The sequence below is a fragment of the Kitasatospora sp. NPDC097643 genome, from assembly GCF_040302625.1.
Lineage (GTDB): Bacteria > Actinomycetota > Actinomycetes > Streptomycetales > Streptomycetaceae > Kitasatospora.
On the sequence record NZ_JBEOSA010000010.1, the window covers coordinates 145535 to 160162 of the forward strand.

Consider the following 14628-nt stretch of genomic DNA (forward strand, 5'->3'; position numbering starts at 1 on the left):
TGACCGGAACTTCGCGTTCCGGCGACTGAGGAGAACCTAATTCTTGGCGATACCGCAGGTCAAGGGCTTGTTGTAGGTTCACGGACGGTGCCCGGCATGATCCGTCCGGTCACCCCGTCGACCCGCGTTCCGGCGTACGGGCGGCTCGGATCACCGACGAAATGCGCCGATTCGGCCCGCGCCCAGCCGACCCAGAAGTCGGCCAGCTCCGGCCCGTCCCGCCGCTCGCCGCGTCGCCGGGCCGCCGCCGCGTCCAGCTCCATCCAGATCAGCCGCGCCAGCCACGGCCGCACCGCCCGCCGCCCCGCGCCGACCCCCTCGACCAGCACCACCGGGGCGGCAGGTACCGCGGCGGTGCCCTCGAAGCGGCGCAGTGTCCAGTCGTACACCCGGTACGCGGTGTCCCGCCCGGCCGCCAGCGGAGCCAGCACCTGCTCGCTCAGCCGCCCGGTCCAGCCGAACGGCTCGGCATGGGTGGCCAGGTCGTCGAGGTGGACCACCGGCGCCCCGCCGAGCGCGGCGGCCAGCCGCCCGGTGAAGGTCGTCTTGCCCGAGCCCGCGTGCCCGTCCACCGCGACCAGCCGCACCGGCCCGCAGGACGGCGGCAGGGCGCGCAGCTCCGCCGCCAGTGCGCCCAGTGCGCCCGGTGCGTCGCGCTGGGTGTCGCTCTGGGTGTCGCGCTGGATGTCGCCCGGCGGGCGCCGAGAGGGGGAGGGGAGGGGTCCGGATACAGCCACAACGTCAACCCTACGGTGCGGTAGCCAACCAGGTCGGACAGTTCATCGCCGCTGGTCGTGACGGCAGCGCGCCTTTCGGGCATACTCGCTTCGCCACGCCTGTGAACGGCCGTTCACCGCAACCCGGTGCCGGTCGGGCCGACCTGCCACACCCGCGCCGGACCCCCCACCCCCGTTGGGCCGGTGCCCGATCGAGGAGGCGACCGCCGCCATGACCCCGTCCCCTGTGAAGCCCGTGGAGCGCCAGCTGCCCAGCGAGGAGGCCCGCGAGCTGCTGAGCCTCACCCGGGACCTGGTCCAGCGCGAGCTCCAGCCGCGCGCGGCCGAGGACGAGGCCGCCGGCCGCTTCCCGCGTGAGGTCTTCCGCACGCTCGGTGAGGCCGGCCTGCTGTCGCTCCCGTACGAGGAGAAGTACGGCGGCGGCGAGCAGCCCTACGAGGTGTACCTCCAGGTCCTGGAGGAGCTGGCGGCCGGCTGGCTGGCCGTCGGCCTCGGCGTGAGCGTGCACACCCTCTCCTGCCACGCGCTGGCCACCTTCGGCACCGAGCAGCAGCGCGCGGCCTGGCTGCCCGGCATGCTCTCCGGCGAGCAGCTCGGCGCCTACTGCCTCTCCGAGCCGCAGTCCGGCTCGGACGCGGCCGCGCTGCGCACCCGCGCCGAGCTGGACGGCGAGGAGTACGTCGTCAACGGCACCAAGGCGTGGATCACCCACGGCGGTGCGGCCGACTTCTACAGCGCCCTGGTGCGCACCAGCGGCGAGGGCGCCAAGGGCATCAGCTGCCTGCTCGTCCCCGGCACCCAGCCCGGCCTCTCGGCCGCCCAGCCGGAGCACAAGATGGGCATGCGCTCCTCGCCGACCGCGCAGGTGCACTTCGACGGCGCCCGGGTCCCGCGCGAGCGGCTGATCGGCGAGGAGGGCCAGGGCTTCCAGATCGCGCTCGCCGCGCTGGACTCCGGCCGTCTCGGCATCGCCGCGTGCGCGATCGGCGTGGCCCAGGCCGCGCTGGACCTCGCGGTCGACTACGCGGGCACCCGCCGCCAGTTCGGCCGTCCGATCGCCGACTTCCAGGGCCTGTCCTTCATGCTCGCCGACATGGCCACCCAGATCGAGGCCGGGCGGGCGCTCTACCTGTCCGCCGCCCGGCTGCGCGACGCCGGCCGTCCGTTCTCCAAGGAGGCGGCGATGGCCAAGCTGTTCTGCACCGACACCGCGATGCGGGTGACCACCGACGCCGTCCAGGTGCTCGGCGGCTACGGCTACACCCAGGACTTCCCGGCCGAGCGCTTCATGCGCGAGGCCAAGGTGCTTCAGATCGTCGAGGGCACCAACCAGATCCAGCGGCTGGTGATCGGCCGCCACCTCACCAAGGGCTGAGCCGAGGGCTGAGCCGAGGGCCGACACACGGGCCCGAGGTCTCCTGAACGGCCGCCGGCCGTCACTCCAGGGTGCGGAGTGACGGCCGGCGGCGTCTTCGAACTCGTGGCAACTCGCCAGCGCGACAGGCGGATCAGCGCCGGACCAGGCGGCGCCGCTGCTCCGGGATCACGGGCAGCGCCGGCAGCGCCGAGCGCGCCGGGCTGCTCGCGGCGACCCGCTCCGGCCGGTGCAGCACCGCGTGCGAGAACGGCTGGGTGCGCCAGTCGAGTTCGGCCGGCAGCTTGAACAGCGCGTCGAACCCGGTCGGGCGGGCGTCCTGCTGGGCCTCCACCTCGGCCAGGTCGTCGGTCGGCGCGCCCGAGCCCGAGCAGATCGCGGGGGCGAAGGGGTTCCAGGCGGTCGGCAGCAGCGCGTGCATCGGCAGCCGCTCCTCGTCGGCCACCAGCGCGATCGGACGGCGGCACTCGGGGCAGTGCACCCGGAAGATCTCCCAGGTGTCGGCCTCACCCGGGTCGGTGCCCGGTCCGTGGCCGTGGTCGACCGCGAGGCCCTCGCGGTCGGCCCTATCGTCGGTCTCGTCGGCGCCCAGGGCGCGCTGGTCAGTAGCAGGCATGAGGATCCCCCTAGGATCGGGCCCGGCGTGGTCGCCCGGGGCCACAACCAGCACTTCCCTGCGATTCGGCCTCATAACCCTGCGGTCCGGCGCACTGTGATGCACCGCGGGTGTGTCCTTGGCCACATTCGCCCGGCATGTGCCCGCGTGACACCTGCGGCAGCCGCCGGTGACACCGCGTGCGCCCCCCGTGCCCCCGACCGGGTAGGTTGGCCGCTGTGGAGGATCTCGACCAACGCATCGTCCAGCTGCTCCTCGAGGACGGCCGGATGAGCTACACGGACCTGGGCAAGGCCACCGGCCTGTCCACCTCGGCGGTGCACCAGCGGGTGCGCCGCCTGGAGCAGCGCGGGGTGATCCGCGGTTACACCGCGATCATCGACCCCGACGCCGTCGACCTGGCGCTGACCGCGTTCATCTCGGTCAAGCCCTTCGACCCCAGCGCGCCGGACGACACCCCCGACCGCCTGGCCGGCCTGCCCGAGATCGAGGCCTGCCACAGCGTCGCCGGGGACGAGAACTACATCCTCAAGGTCCGCGTCGGCGCCCCCGGCGACCTGGAGGACCTGCTCGCCCGGATCCGCAGCGCGGCCGGCGTCTCCACCCGGACCACCGTCGTCCTCTCCACCCCGTACGAGGCGCGACCCCCGAAGCTCTGAGGGCGAACCCCGGGGGTGCAGACTTGGGCGCATGACCGAAAGCACCCTCCCGACCGTCCTGCTGCGCGGCGGCGCCGTCTACAGCCCCGCCGACCCCTTCGCCACCGCGATGCTCGTCGAGGGCGGGCACGTCGCCTGGGTCGGCAGCGACGGCGCCGCCGAGGCGTACGCCGGGACGGCCGACGAGATCGTCGAGCTGGACGGCGCCCTGGTCACCCCCGCCTTCGTCGACGCCCATGTGCACGCCACCGCCACCGGCCTGGCGCTCACCGGCCTCGACCTCACCGGCAGCCCCTCGCTGGCCGCCACCCTCGCCGCGGTCACCGCCTTCGTCGAGGCGCAGCCGGAGCGCGGCGGGGTGCTCATCGGCCACGGCTGGGACGAGAGCGGCTGGCCCGAGGGCCGCCCGCCCACGCTCGCCGAACTCGACGAGGCCGCCTGGGGCGCCGCGCTCTACCTCTCCCGCACCGACGTGCACTCCGCCCTCGCCACCACCGAGCTGCGCGCCCTCACTCCCGGCCTCGCCGACCGCCCCGGGTACGCCCCGCAGGGCCCGCTCACCAAGGACGCCCACCACGCCGTCCGGCAGACCGCGCTCGCCCGCCTCACCCCCGAGCAGCGAGGCCGGGCCCAGCGCGCCACCCTCGCCCGGGCCGCCGAACTCGGCATCGGCGCCCTGCACGAGTGCGCCGGCCCGGAGATCTCCTCCGAGGCGGACCTGGCCGCCCTGCTGGCCCTCGCCGCCGACGGCGAGGGGCCCGAAGTCTTCGGCTACTGGGGCGAGTTGGGCGGCATCGAGACGGCCCGCCGGCTCGGCGCGGTGGGCGCCGGCGGCGACCTCTTCGTCGACGGCGCGCTCGGCTCGCGCACCGCCTGCCTGCACCACCCGTACCAGGACGCCGACCACACCGGCACCGCCTACCTGACCGCCGAGCAGGTCGCCGACCACGTCGCCGCCTGCACCGAGGCCGGGTTGCAGGCCGGCTTCCACGCCATCGGCGACGCGGCCGTGGCCGCCGTCCTCGACGGCGTCCGGGCGGCCGGCGAGCGGGTCGGCGCCGACCGGGTCCGGGCCCTGCGCCACCGCGTCGAGCACGCCGAGGCGCTGGACGACAAGGCCATCGCCGCGTTCGCCGAACTCGGCCTCACCGCCTCCGTCCAGCCCGCCTTCGACGCCGCCTGGGGCGGCCCGGACGGCATGTACGTGCAGCGCCTCGGCGCCGAGCGGGCCGCCGTGCTCAACCCCTTCGCCGCGCTGCTGCGCGCCGGTGTCCCGCTCGCCTTCGGCTCGGACGCCCCGGTCACCCCGCTCGACCCGTGGGGCACCATCCGCGCGGCCGCCTTCCACCGGACCCTCGACCACCGGATCTCGGTCCGCGCCGCCTTCACCGCCCACACCCGCGGCGGCTGGCGCGCGATCGGCCGCGACCACGACGGCGTGCTCGTCCCCGGCGCGGTGGCCAGCTACGCGATCTGGGCCGCCGACGAGCTGGTCGTCCAGGCCCCCGACTCCCGGGTGGCCGGCTGGTCCACCGACCCGCGCTCCGGCACCCCCGGCCTGCCCGACCTCACCCCCGGTCACCCCCTCCCGACCTGCCTGCGCACCGTGGTCCGCGGCCGGACGGTGTACCAGCGCTGAGCAGGCCCTGGCGGCGGCCCACCGGCCGGGCGGGATCCGGTGTGCCGCCCGCCGGTCCTCGTACCACCCTCACCTCACGGTCACCTGACGTTCCGGGGTACCGTCTTCGGACAGCGTCCGAACAAGCAAGCCCAGGAAGATGGTGCGCCGGTGGCCATGCCCGTCACCCAGGAGCGGTCCGGGACCGCGCCCGAGCCGCCGGAGTCGACGTCGGAGCCGGTGCAGCAGCCCGGCCGGGGCGCCCGTGCCCTCGCCAAGGTCCGTGCCGGGCTGCCCCGGACCGGCCTCGCGGCGCTGGCCGGCCTGCTGCTCGCGCTCGCCTTCCCGCCCTTCGACCTGTGGCCGCTCTCCCTGCTCGGCGTCGCCGCGCTGTCCCTGCTCACCCGGGGCCGCACCGCCCGCCAGGCCGCCTGGACGGGCTTCGCCTTCGGTCTGCCGTTCTTCCTGATGCTGCTCAGCTGGCTTCGGGTGGTCGGCTGGGACGCGACGATCGGCCTGTCGATCGTCGAGGCGCTCTTCCTCGCGGCCCTCGGCAGCGGTCTGGCCGTCACCTCCCGGCTGCCCGGCTGGCCGCTCTGGGCGGCCTGCCTCTGGATCACCCAGGAGTGGGCGCGCGACCGGCTGCCGCTCGGCGGCTTCCCCTGGGGCCGGCTCGCCTTCGCCAACACCGCGACCCCGTACACCCCGCTGGCCGCGCTCGGCGGCGCCCCGCTGGTGACCTTCGCGGTGGCCCTCTCGGGCGCCCTGCTCGGCTGGGCCGCGCTGCGGCTGCGCGGGCCGGGCCGGGCCCCGAAGGCCGCCGCCCTGGCGGCGCTGGGCGCGGTGGCCGCGCTGCTGGCCGGCTACCTCGTCCCGGTGCCGACCGCGCCCGCCGACACCGTCAAGGTCGCCATCGTCCAGGGCAACGTGCCCAACCCGGGCATGGACTTCCTCGGCCGCCCGATGATGGTCCTCAACAACCACGCGCAGGCGACCGAGCGGCTGGCCGCCGACATCAGGTCGGGCAAGGTCGAGCGCCCGGACATCGTGATCTGGCCGGAGAACTCCTCCGACCTCGACCCGTTCAGCGACCCGCTCGCCTACCAGCGCATCGACCAGGCCGTGAAGACCATCGGCGTGCCCACCCTGGTCGGCACCCTGGTGGACGGCCCGGACGCCCAGCACGTCCAGAACGAGGGCATCGTCTGGGACCCGAAGACCGGCCCCGGCGCCTCCTACACCAAGCAGCATCCCGTCCCGTTCGGCGAGTACGTGCCGTTCCGCGACCAGCTGATGAAGGTGATCACCCGCCTCCAGCGGGTCGCCCGGGACTTCTACCCCGGCGACCACAACGGCGTGATGCAGCTGGGCCCGGCCCGGATCGGCGACGTGATCTGCTTCGAGGTCGCGTACGACGAGATCGTCCGCGACACCGTCGACAGCGGCGCCCGCGTCCTGGTGGTGCAGACCAACAACGCCACCTACGCGAAGACCGGCCAGCCCGAGCAGCAGCTCGCGATGAGCCGGCTGCGCGCGGTCGAGCACGGCCGGGCCGTCCTGATCGCCGCCACCAGCGGCATCAGCGCCGTCATCGCCCCGGACGGCACCGTGGTGCAGCGCACCGAGGAGCTGACCGCCGCGGAGCTGTCGGCCAACGTCCCGCTGCGCGACGACACCACGGTCGCCGACCGGGTCGGCGCCGCACCGGAGTGGACCCTGGCCATCGGCGGCCTGCTGGCCTGCGCCGCGGGCGTCCTGGTCACCCGGCGCAGGAAGACGACCGCCGGAACACCCGCCACCGGGGATTCGTTGGACCAGGTGGTGCCGTAGCCGGCCCGGACCTCCCGTGCGGCGCGCAGAGCACCGCATGGAGTGGATTCGTACCGTGACTCAGCAAGCTACCCCTGCCCGTCCGGCCTCGCGCGGACGGCTCCGCCGGGTGCTGCCGCTGCTGATCACCGCCTGGCTGGTGCTGGAGATCTGGCTGCTGGTCCAGGTGGGTTCGGCGCTGGGCGGCTTCACCGTCCTGCTGCTGCTCATCGCCGGCGCGCTGATCGGCGGCTCGCTGATCAAGCGGGCCGGACTGAAGGCGCTGTCCGCGGCGATCGAACAGAGCAAGGACCCGAAGTCGCAGCAGCCCCAGACCGGCACCAGCATGACCGTGCTGGCCGGCCTGCTGCTGATCGTCCCGGGCTTCCTGTCGGACGCCGTGGCGCTCACCCTGCTCTTCCCGCCCACCCGGGCGCTCTGGCGGGCGGCCGGTCGGCGGGTCGCGGACAGGGCGCTGCGCAGCACCGCCGCCGCCGGCACCGCCCCGTTCGCGGACGCGATGCGGCTCCAGGAGCAGCTGCGCATCCACCGCCCGGACGGCAAGGTGATCCAGGGCGAGGTGGTCGAGCCGGACGCCGGCCCGCGCGGCCCGCAGGGCCCGGACACCTCCTACCGCCCGCCGATCACCGGCTGAGCGGCTGACGGGCGCCCCCGGCAGGCGGGCGCCCCCGTCAGGTACCGCGAAGAGGGCAACACGAAGAGGGCAACGCGAAAGGGACCCTGGTGACCAGGGTCCCTTTTCGCGTCCTCCCGCCGCGGCGGGAGCGGGGTCAGGCGCTCTTGCGGGTGTCCCGCGGGTGTACCGCGAGGTTCATCCCACCGGAACGGAGTACGGCCAGCCGCTCGGCCAGCACCTCCTCCAGCTCCTCGCGCGTCCGGCGCTCCATCAGCATGTCCCAATGGGTGCGCGTGGGCTTGACCTTCTTCTCCTCCGGCTCGTCACCGTCGAGAAGTGCTGCTTCCTGGCCACAGAAGCGGCATTCCCACACCGGGGGGATCTCCGCCTCGACCGAGAAAGGAACCTCGAATCGGTGTCCGTTCTGACATGCGTACTCGACGGTCTGGCGGGGAGCCAGATCGATACCACGGTCGGTCTCGTAGCTAGTGGCCCCGAGTCGCGTGCCGCGGAGAGCTCGCTCGCTCATGAATCGTGCCTCCCGGGCTTATGGCCCACAGGACTAGTGGTCGCTGTTCTTCGTCGTTCGGTCAACGCTCGGCTTCCGACGAAGATTCCCGTCCCGGGACATGCGTCGTCTGTCGTGCCGCCCCTGTTTGTACCCATCGGCGCCCGATTTGTCACATCTGGCCGGGGATATCACCCAAGGTGTCACCTATTTCACATCTGGTGATCGGTCGGCCTTTCCACGACGAGCGTACCGGGGCGGGAATCGACGGCCGTCGGCGCCCCCGCGGCCCGTCCTCAGGAGATCGGACGGGAACGGATCATCGGCTCGCCCTTGGCGAGGTCGATCGGGTGGGCCGGCGGGGCCGGTTCGGCCGGAAGGACCAGCGGCGGGCGGTCCGGCCGGGGCGGCAGCTCGGCGGCCGCCTCGGTGCGGGTGTCGCGGTGCGGCAGCAGGGCGATCACCGCGTCCCGCAGCGCGGCCGGGGCCTCGTCGTCCAGCGGGTCGACGGTCGCGGGCACCTGGAGCCGGACCGGCGCGCCGTTGCCGATCCGGGCGTAGCCGCGGCCGAGCGGGGCGTGCGCGGCGGGCACGATGTCCAGCGGCGCGCCGAGCGCGGCGTGGCCCTCCTCGGGTCCGACCGGGCCCAGCACCACCCGGGCCCTGGTGGTCGCCCGGACGGTCGGGGTGATCCGGTCCCGGGCCTCGATGTCGTCCGCGATCGCCACCGTGACCCGGGCGGCCCGGCCGTGCCGCAGCGGGAGCTCCAGCAGGTCCTGCGGGTCCGGGCGGCCCTCGGCCTGGGCGAGCTCGCTCAGCTCGGTCGGGTGGTCCAGCAGCAGCCAGAGCGGCCGGGTGGCGTCCTCCGGCGGGGCGGTGCCGGTGTGCCGGGCCGCGTTCAGCGCCGTCAGCCGGCGGTCGGTCTCCTGGGCGGCCCACTCCAGCGCGGCCAGCGCGCCGTGCAGGCTGGTCTCCACGGTGTGCACGCCGGGCCGGTTGACCAGGCAGGCGTGCTCGCCGGTGCCGGCGCCGTCGATCACCACCAGGTCGGCGTACGGGAGCACCTGGAGCGCGACCGAGCGGATCAGGCTGGAGGTGCCGTGCCCGGCGGCGCCGAGCACCAGCAGGTGCGGTTCGGCCGAGCGCGGCCCGGTGCGCCAGACCACCGGCGGCTGCTGGGTGATCGCGCCGCCCTGGCCGACCGGGATGGTCCGGGCGGTGCCGTCCTCGTCGGTGAAGCCCAGCACGATCTCGCCGGGTGCGGCGACGAAGCGCTGGGCGACGATGTCGGTGGGCAGCGGGACGAGCGCGGCGATCCGCAGCCGGTTGGACTCCTCGTCCCAGTCGAAGCGGTACTCCCGGGCGCGCCCGGCCTTGCCCTGGACGACCTGCTCGATCCGGGCCCGGGCGGCCGGCTCGGTGTCGGTGAAGTACGCCGGATAGGTGAGTTCCAGCCGGGAGAGCCGGCCCTCGCCGTCGAACTCCCAGGAGCTGAAGACGTTCTTGTAGCTGCCCTCGAAGTGGTAGAGCGGGTTGGCGTCCTCGGGTCCGCACAGGTACGGGGTGAGGGCCGAGTAGAGCGCGCCCAGCTTGACGTCGGCGACGTCCGGGGCGGGCGGGGCCGCGGCCGCCTTGGGGGCCCGCCCGGCCCAGGCGGCGCTGGCCATCAGCGCGATCAGGGCGAACAGCAGGCCGTGCGGCAGCAGGTAGATGCCGATCAGCATCGCGGCGACCAGGAACACGGTCGGGCCGCGGCGCTCCTTCGGGGTGGCCTGCCAGCGGCCCTTGGCCCAGGCGCTGTGGTGGCGCAGGCCGCGACCGATGACGGTGAGCGGGGCGAACATGTCGGAGGCGTGGTCCCCGGCGGTTCGGGCGACCTCACGGCCCTTGCTGAGATGGCGGTGGAGCGGCATTCCTTGACTCCCCGGGCGAGTGGGACGGGTGGTGTGGGGATGGGGCTCGATGGGGCTCGTGGTACGACGGGGCCCGGGGCGGTGGGATCCGCGCCCGGGCCCGTACGGGGGAGTGGCGGCGGCTAGAACCTGATGCCGCCGAGCAGGCTGGCGAGGCTGGCGCCGCCCGCGGTGATGCTCGGGGCGATCGAGGAGCCGGCGACGTAGAAGCCGAAGAGGGCGCAGACGATGGCGTGGGAGACCTTTAGTCCGTCCCTGCGGAAGAACAGAAAGGCGATGGTGCCGAACAGGACGATGCCGGAAATCGAGAGGATCACGCTCTGCTCCTCGGGAAGGGGGACAGGGACAGTGTCACGGAAAGTTCCCTAATCGTGACAAAAAGTAATAGATGATGGAACGGTGCAAATGGGTGGTTTTCCGGGGCAATGCCGCGCCGGCGCCCGGACGGCGGTATGCGAACCGGCCGGGACGGTGGCCGTGCACCGCACAGTTCCAGCTGCGGCGAGGCATTCCCGCCCGCCCGGCGGGACGTTTCCCCGGTGGCCGGGAAGTTCGCCCGAACGGCTCCGCAACCCGGGTGGCCGTGTGTCGTACCCCGCAAAGCCGCCATCCGGATTCCGGACGCCCGCTGGTCCGCCCGGCACCCGGCCGCTACGGTGCGGTACGCGCAGCCCGTGCCACCGACCCGACACCGGAGAGGCCCCCGCCATGACCGACGCCGCCAGCCAGCAGCCCGCCGACGCCCCCGACGCCGAGGTGATCGCCCTGGCCGGGAAGCTCTTCGACCTCGCCCGCGCCGGGGACGTCGACACCCTCGCGGCGTACGTGGACGCGGGTGCGCCGGCCGACCTCACCAACGACCGCGGCGACACCCTGGTCATGCTCGCCGCCTACCACGGCCACGCCGCCGCCGTCACCGCCCTGATCGAGCGCGGTGCCGACCCGAACCGGGCCAACGACCGCGGCCAGACCCCGCTGGCCGGCGCCGTCTTCAAGGGCGCCGAGGACGTGATCGACGCGCTGCTGGCCGGCGGCGCCGACCCCAAGGCCGGCGCGCCCTCCGCCGTGGAGACCGCCCTGATGTTCGGCAAGGCCGATCTGGTCGCCCGCTTCGAGGGCCGGTAGTCCGGGCGGCCGCCCGGGGTCGTAGGCTCTTTGACCATGGAGAGCACCACCACGGACCCCGGCGTCGTCGAGTTCCGCGTCACCGGCTTCGGCCACCCGGACGCGCAGGCGCTGTCGGCCGAGGTCCAGCAGGAGTACGTCCGCCGCTACGGCGACGGCGACCAGACCGTGCTGCACCCGGACGACTTCGAGCCGCCGGCCGGCCTGTTCCTGATCGCCTACCTCGACGGCCGGCCGGTCGCCTGCGGCGGCTGGCGGGCCAAGCAGGCCGGACCGCACGGGCTGCGCGACGGCGACGCCGAGCTCAAGCGGATGTTCGTCGTGCCCGCCGCCCGGGGCCGCGGCCTGGCCCGGGCCGTGCTGCGCCGGCTGGAGGAGACCGCCGTCGAGTCCGGGCGGACCCGCTTCATCCTGGAGACCGGCACCGAGCAGCCGGAGGCCGTCGCGCTGTACGGCTCCGGGGGGTACGTCGCGATCCGGAAGTTCGGCATCTACCGCGAGCACCCGCAGAGCATCTGCCTCGGCAAGGAGCTCGTCCCGGCGGTCTGATCGGGCGCCGGGCCGGGTAGGTTCCCCGTCGGTCCGAGGGGGATGGATGAGCCACCAAGCGTCAGGAGCCGAGCGGCTCCCCGAGCTGGCCGCGCCCGGCGGGGAGCTGGACCGGCTGGTCCGGGACGGCGTGCGCCGGGTCGGCGCGGGTGCCGTCTGGGCCGTCGGGGACGCCCGGGGCGCACTCGGCGGCGGGAGTCACGGCGTGCTCGGGCAGGGCCGGTACGCCCGGCTCGCCCCCGGGTCGGACACCCGGTACGACCTCGCCAGCCTCACCAAGATCGTCGCGCTCTGGCCCTGCGTCGGGGTGCTCCGGCAACGCGGGAGGCTCCCGCTCGACGAACCGCTCGGCCGCTGCTGGCCACCCGCCGCCGGGCACCCGTCCGGCGCGGTGACGGTCCGTCAACTCCTCACCCACACCGCCGGAATGCTCCCGCACACCCGGTTCGAGCAGCGCTACGGGCGCGACCTCGCGGCGATCCGCGCCGGCGTCGTCGCCGCCCCGCTGCACCGCGCGCCCGGCACGGCCGTCGAGTACACCGACCGCGCCGCCGTGCTGCTCACCTACCTCGTCGAGGACCTCGGCGGCGCCCCGCTCGACGAACTCGCCGCCCGCTGGATCTGGCGGCCGCTCGGCATGGCCGACACCCGCTACGGGCCGCTCGGCGCTGCCGACGCCGCCCGCACCGCGCCCACCGAGTACGACGAGCGGACCGGCGACCACCTGCGCGGCGTCGTGCACGACCCCTCCGCCCGGCTGCTCGGCGGCGTCTCCGGCAACGCCGGGGCCTTCTCCACCGCCCACGACCTCGCCCGCTTCCTCACCGCACTGCTCGCGCCGCCGCCCGAACTGCCCTGGGGCGAGCCCTGGATCGTCGAGTCGCTGCGCCTCCAGACCGGTGCCCTCACCCCCGCCCGCGGCCTCTCCTGGCTGTACGCCCCCGGCACCGACCCCGCCGAAGGCACCTTCGTCCACTACGGCTTCACCGGCACCGGCATCTGGATCTCCCGCCGGCTCGGCCGCTGGGCCCTGCTGCTCACCAACAAGGTCCACTACGGCCGCGAGACCCAGCCGCTCACCGACCTGCGCAACGCCTACCGCCGGGCGGTGTTCGGGTAGCGCCTGCGTTTCGCGACGGCACCCGATCGGGTGGATCCAGCACGAACCACCGCCCCCGGCGGCCGGATTGCGGCAGAGTGGCCACCGCGAACCGGACGCCGGCGGAGGAGGCGCGATGACGGAGGCCTGGCTGTCGGAGGCGGACTGGCTGTCCCGGATGGTGCGGGCCTACGTCGGCTGCAGCGTGCTACTCACCGACGAGACGGGCAACATCCTGCTGCTGAAGGCCAGTTACCGGGCGGAGTGGCAGTTCCCCGGCGGTGCCATGGATCCCGGCGAGAGCCCCGCCGAATGCGCCGCCCGCGAACTGCGCGAGGAGACCGGGCTGGTGGCCGACGGGCTGCGGCTGGTCATCGTCGAATGGCGCGACCCGATCCCCGGCCAGGGCGAACACGCCCACCCCGCCGTCCAGTTCATGTTCGACGGCGGCACCGTCCGACCCGGCGCCGCGATCCGGGTGCAGCCCGAGGAGATCACCGAGTACGGGTACTTCACCCCCGCCCGGGCGGCCGCACTGCTCCACCCCGCCGCGGCGCGCCGGCTCACCGGGGCCCTCGACGCCCGGCGCACCGGCGCCACCGCACTGCTGCACTCGGCCGGTTACCTCGGCTGACGCGCCCTGGGCGTGACGACGCGTCAGAGGAGGGTGCTCCAGTAGTACCAGAACCGGTTGAGCACCAGCAGCGCGATCACCGCCGCCCACAGCGCCGGCACCGCCCAGTGGTAGCGCGCCGCCTCCCGGACCACCGGCCGCAGCCGCGGGCCCACCGGGATCACCCCCGACCGCAGGTTGTGCAGCGTCGTGTACCAGAACAGCGCCACCACCGTCACCCACACCACCATGCAGTACGGGCACAACGCGCCGATCCGGTACAGCGCCTGGTCGATCAGCCAGTGCACGAACACCACGCCCACCGCGGTGCCCGCGTGCAGCCCCAGCCAGAACCAGCGGCGGTACGCCGCGCCGGCCAGCAGGCCCGCCCCCAGTGCCGCCAGCGCACCGAACGCGGCCAGCCCGAGCAGCGGATTCGGGAAGCCGAACACCTCCGCCTGCTCGGTGCGCATCACCGAGCCGCAGCTGACGATCGGATTGAGGTTGCAGCTGGGCACGTACGAGGGGTTCTCCAACAGGCGGAGCTTGTCGAAGGTGAGGACGGCCGAGGCCGCCAGGCCGACCAGCCCGCCCAGGAACAGCAGCAGCGAGAAGGCCCGGCCCGCACCGACCGGGGCGCGCCCGGCGCGGGGGGTGGGGCGGGAGAGGTGCATGGTGCTTGTGGTCATCTGATGCCTCCGATGGGACCCCGGCTTCAGTCGGGGGAAGATTCGGATGTGCCTGTGGAGCACGTCGGGCTCTGCGTCCTGCCGACAGGGCGGGCTGCCGTCCGGCTCCGGTAAGTCACTCTTCGTGATAAGTTGGTTACGTCGGGCCGGAACGATAACCAAGTTCCGGTCCGGCCTACCGCCGGGCTGGCGGGAAGTCAGGTCTGTGGAGCTGATGTAAGACCGATGGGCGGCGCACCGTCCCTCCGCTGGTAGCCCCAGGTCGGCAATCGGTCGTGAAGCAGAAATTCCGACCTGCGAGGGTTGGAGTCCTCCGGCCTCGGCCGGAGGAGGATGTCAAGGCAGCACACTCCGGTGGCCGGGGCTGGGCCGGCTCAGAGGGGCCGGCCCGGCCGGGAGTTCGGCCGGGCCGGTGGTGCTACAACACTCGGATCACTACAGGCCGGCGGCCTGCCTGACCTGCGCGGTGAACTGCTCCGGCGAGACCGCGGCCCGGCCGCTGAACAGGGTGATCGGCTTGCCGTCCACCTGCACCGTCGGGGTGCCGGTGACGTCGCCCTTGTTGAACTCCTCGGCCACCCGGGCCGCCCACGGCGTGTAGGTGCCGTCCTGGACGGCCTTGACGAAGGCGTCGGTCTTCAGGCCGGGCACCTGGCCGGCCAGGTCGAGGATGCGGTTGAC

16 protein-coding genes are annotated in these 14628 nt (G+C 74.0%); 9 read left to right on the top strand and 7 right to left on the bottom strand.

Annotation, left to right across the window (positions count from 1 at the left end):
* Positions 1-59: 59 nt before the first annotated feature.
* Positions 60-686: a uridine kinase family protein gene (locus ABTY15_RS09990; RefSeq protein ID WP_502893463.1), complete on the bottom strand. Its 627-nt coding sequence runs from the start codon at positions 684-686 to the stop codon at positions 60-62.
* 262 nt (positions 687-948) lie between these two features.
* On the opposite strand from ABTY15_RS09990, the gene ABTY15_RS09995 reads away from it, so the two are divergent.
* On the top strand, positions 949-2112 hold the full coding sequence (locus ABTY15_RS09995) for an acyl-CoA dehydrogenase family protein (RefSeq protein WP_350579085.1): 1164 nt from the start codon (positions 949-951) through the stop codon (positions 2110-2112).
* 133 nt (positions 2113-2245) lie between these two features.
* Here ABTY15_RS09995 and ABTY15_RS10000 read toward each other — a convergent pair whose 3' ends face one another.
* On the bottom strand, positions 2246-2728 hold the full coding sequence (locus ABTY15_RS10000; protein ID WP_350579088.1) for a hypothetical protein: 483 nt from the start codon (positions 2726-2728) through the stop codon (positions 2246-2248).
* Between the two features lie 218 nt (positions 2729-2946).
* On the opposite strand from ABTY15_RS10000, the gene ABTY15_RS10005 reads away from it, so the two are divergent.
* The 4 genes from ABTY15_RS10005 (at position 2947) to fxsA (ending at position 7469) form a co-directional block, all read left to right on the top strand.
* Positions 2947-3387: an Lrp/AsnC family transcriptional regulator gene (locus ABTY15_RS10005; protein ID WP_030058365.1), complete on the top strand. Its 441-nt coding sequence runs from the start codon at positions 2947-2949 to the stop codon at positions 3385-3387.
* Between the two features lie 31 nt (positions 3388-3418).
* Complete coding sequence (locus ABTY15_RS10010; RefSeq protein WP_350579093.1) at positions 3419-5026, top strand: amidohydrolase; 1608 nt, start codon at positions 3419-3421, stop codon at positions 5024-5026.
* A 156-nt stretch (positions 5027-5182) separates the two neighbouring features.
* Positions 5183-6835 carry an apolipoprotein N-acyltransferase gene (lnt, locus tag ABTY15_RS10015; protein ID WP_350579095.1) on the top strand — a complete coding sequence of 551 codons (1653 nt, stop codon included), beginning with the start codon at positions 5183-5185 and terminating at the stop codon, positions 6833-6835.
* Positions 6836-6890: 55 nt separating this feature from the next.
* A complete protein-coding gene (fxsA, locus tag ABTY15_RS10020) occupies positions 6891-7469 on the top strand; it encodes an FxsA family membrane protein (protein WP_350579098.1) in 579 nt (192 codons plus the stop codon).
* Between the two features lie 136 nt (positions 7470-7605).
* Here fxsA and ABTY15_RS10025 read toward each other — a convergent pair whose 3' ends face one another.
* The 3 genes from ABTY15_RS10025 to ABTY15_RS10035 form a co-directional block, all read right to left on the bottom strand.
* Complete coding sequence (locus ABTY15_RS10025) at positions 7606-7980, bottom strand: RNA polymerase-binding protein RbpA (protein ID WP_030279777.1); 375 nt, start codon at positions 7978-7980, stop codon at positions 7606-7608.
* Positions 7981-8255: 275 nt separating this feature from the next.
* Positions 8256-9872: an nSTAND1 domain-containing NTPase gene (locus tag ABTY15_RS10030; RefSeq protein ID WP_350579101.1), complete on the bottom strand. Its 1617-nt coding sequence runs from the start codon at positions 9870-9872 to the stop codon at positions 8256-8258.
* 122 nt (positions 9873-9994) lie between these two features.
* Positions 9995-10189 carry a hypothetical protein gene (locus tag ABTY15_RS10035; RefSeq protein WP_097238968.1) on the bottom strand — a complete coding sequence of 65 codons (195 nt, stop codon included), beginning with the start codon at positions 10187-10189 and terminating at the stop codon, positions 9995-9997.
* Between the two features lie 391 nt (positions 10190-10580).
* On the opposite strand from ABTY15_RS10035, the gene ABTY15_RS10040 reads away from it, so the two are divergent.
* From ABTY15_RS10040 to ABTY15_RS10055, 4 genes are all read left to right on the top strand, one after another.
* Complete coding sequence (locus ABTY15_RS10040) at positions 10581-10997, top strand: ankyrin repeat domain-containing protein (protein ID WP_350579104.1); 417 nt, start codon at positions 10581-10583, stop codon at positions 10995-10997.
* A 36-nt stretch (positions 10998-11033) separates the two neighbouring features.
* On the top strand, positions 11034-11546 hold the full coding sequence (locus tag ABTY15_RS10045) for a GNAT family N-acetyltransferase (RefSeq protein ID WP_350579107.1): 513 nt from the start codon (positions 11034-11036) through the stop codon (positions 11544-11546).
* A 46-nt stretch (positions 11547-11592) separates the two neighbouring features.
* A complete protein-coding gene (locus ABTY15_RS10050) occupies positions 11593-12666 on the top strand; it encodes a serine hydrolase domain-containing protein (RefSeq protein ID WP_350579110.1) in 1074 nt (357 codons plus the stop codon).
* Between the two features lie 115 nt (positions 12667-12781).
* Positions 12782-13279 (top strand): NUDIX domain-containing protein, encoded by a 498-nt coding sequence (locus ABTY15_RS10055; protein WP_350579112.1) that lies wholly within the window; start codon positions 12782-12784, stop codon positions 13277-13279.
* Between the two features lie 23 nt (positions 13280-13302).
* On the opposite strand, the gene ABTY15_RS10060 is transcribed toward ABTY15_RS10055, so the two are convergent.
* The gene (locus tag ABTY15_RS10060) at positions 13303-13947 is read right to left on the bottom strand and encodes a vitamin K epoxide reductase family protein (RefSeq protein WP_350579115.1); all 645 of its coding nucleotides are present in this window, start codon (positions 13945-13947) and stop codon (positions 13303-13305) included.
* 435 nt (positions 13948-14382) lie between these two features.
* Positions 14383-14628 (bottom strand): DsbA family protein (locus tag ABTY15_RS10065; protein ID WP_350579117.1); only part of this gene is annotated, 246 nt, incomplete at its 5' end.

Bases quoted from the DNA above. Each gene is read 5' to 3' on its own strand.
- ABTY15_RS10045 (WP_350579107.1), top strand. From the start codon at position 11,034: ATGGAGAGCACCACCACGGACCCCGGCGTCGTCGAGTTCCGCGTCACC.
- ABTY15_RS10055 (WP_350579112.1), top strand. From the start codon at position 12,782: ATGACGGAGGCCTGGCTGTCGGAGGCGGACTGGCTGTCCCGGATGGTG.
- ABTY15_RS10040 (WP_350579104.1), top strand. From the start codon at position 10,581: ATGACCGACGCCGCCAGCCAGCAGCCCGCCGACGCCCCCGACGCCGAG.
- lnt (WP_350579095.1), top strand. From the start codon at position 5,183: ATGCCCGTCACCCAGGAGCGGTCCGGGACCGCGCCCGAGCCGCCGGAG.
- ABTY15_RS10000 (WP_350579088.1), bottom strand. From the start codon at position 2,728: ATGCCTGCTACTGACCAGCGCGCCCTGGGCGCCGACGAGACCGACGAT.
- ABTY15_RS10060 (WP_350579115.1), bottom strand. From the start codon at position 13,947: ATGACCACAAGCACCATGCACCTCTCCCGCCCCACCCCCCGCGCCGGG.
- ABTY15_RS10030 (WP_350579101.1), bottom strand. From the start codon at position 9,872: ATGCCGCTCCACCGCCATCTCAGCAAGGGCCGTGAGGTCGCCCGAACC.
- ABTY15_RS10010 (WP_350579093.1), top strand. From the start codon at position 3,419: ATGACCGAAAGCACCCTCCCGACCGTCCTGCTGCGCGGCGGCGCCGTC.
- ABTY15_RS10025 (WP_030279777.1), bottom strand. From the start codon at position 7,980: ATGAGCGAGCGAGCTCTCCGCGGCACGCGACTCGGGGCCACTAGCTAC.
- ABTY15_RS09995 (WP_350579085.1), top strand. From the start codon at position 949: ATGACCCCGTCCCCTGTGAAGCCCGTGGAGCGCCAGCTGCCCAGCGAG.
- ABTY15_RS10050 (WP_350579110.1), top strand. From the start codon at position 11,593: ATGAGCCACCAAGCGTCAGGAGCCGAGCGGCTCCCCGAGCTGGCCGCG.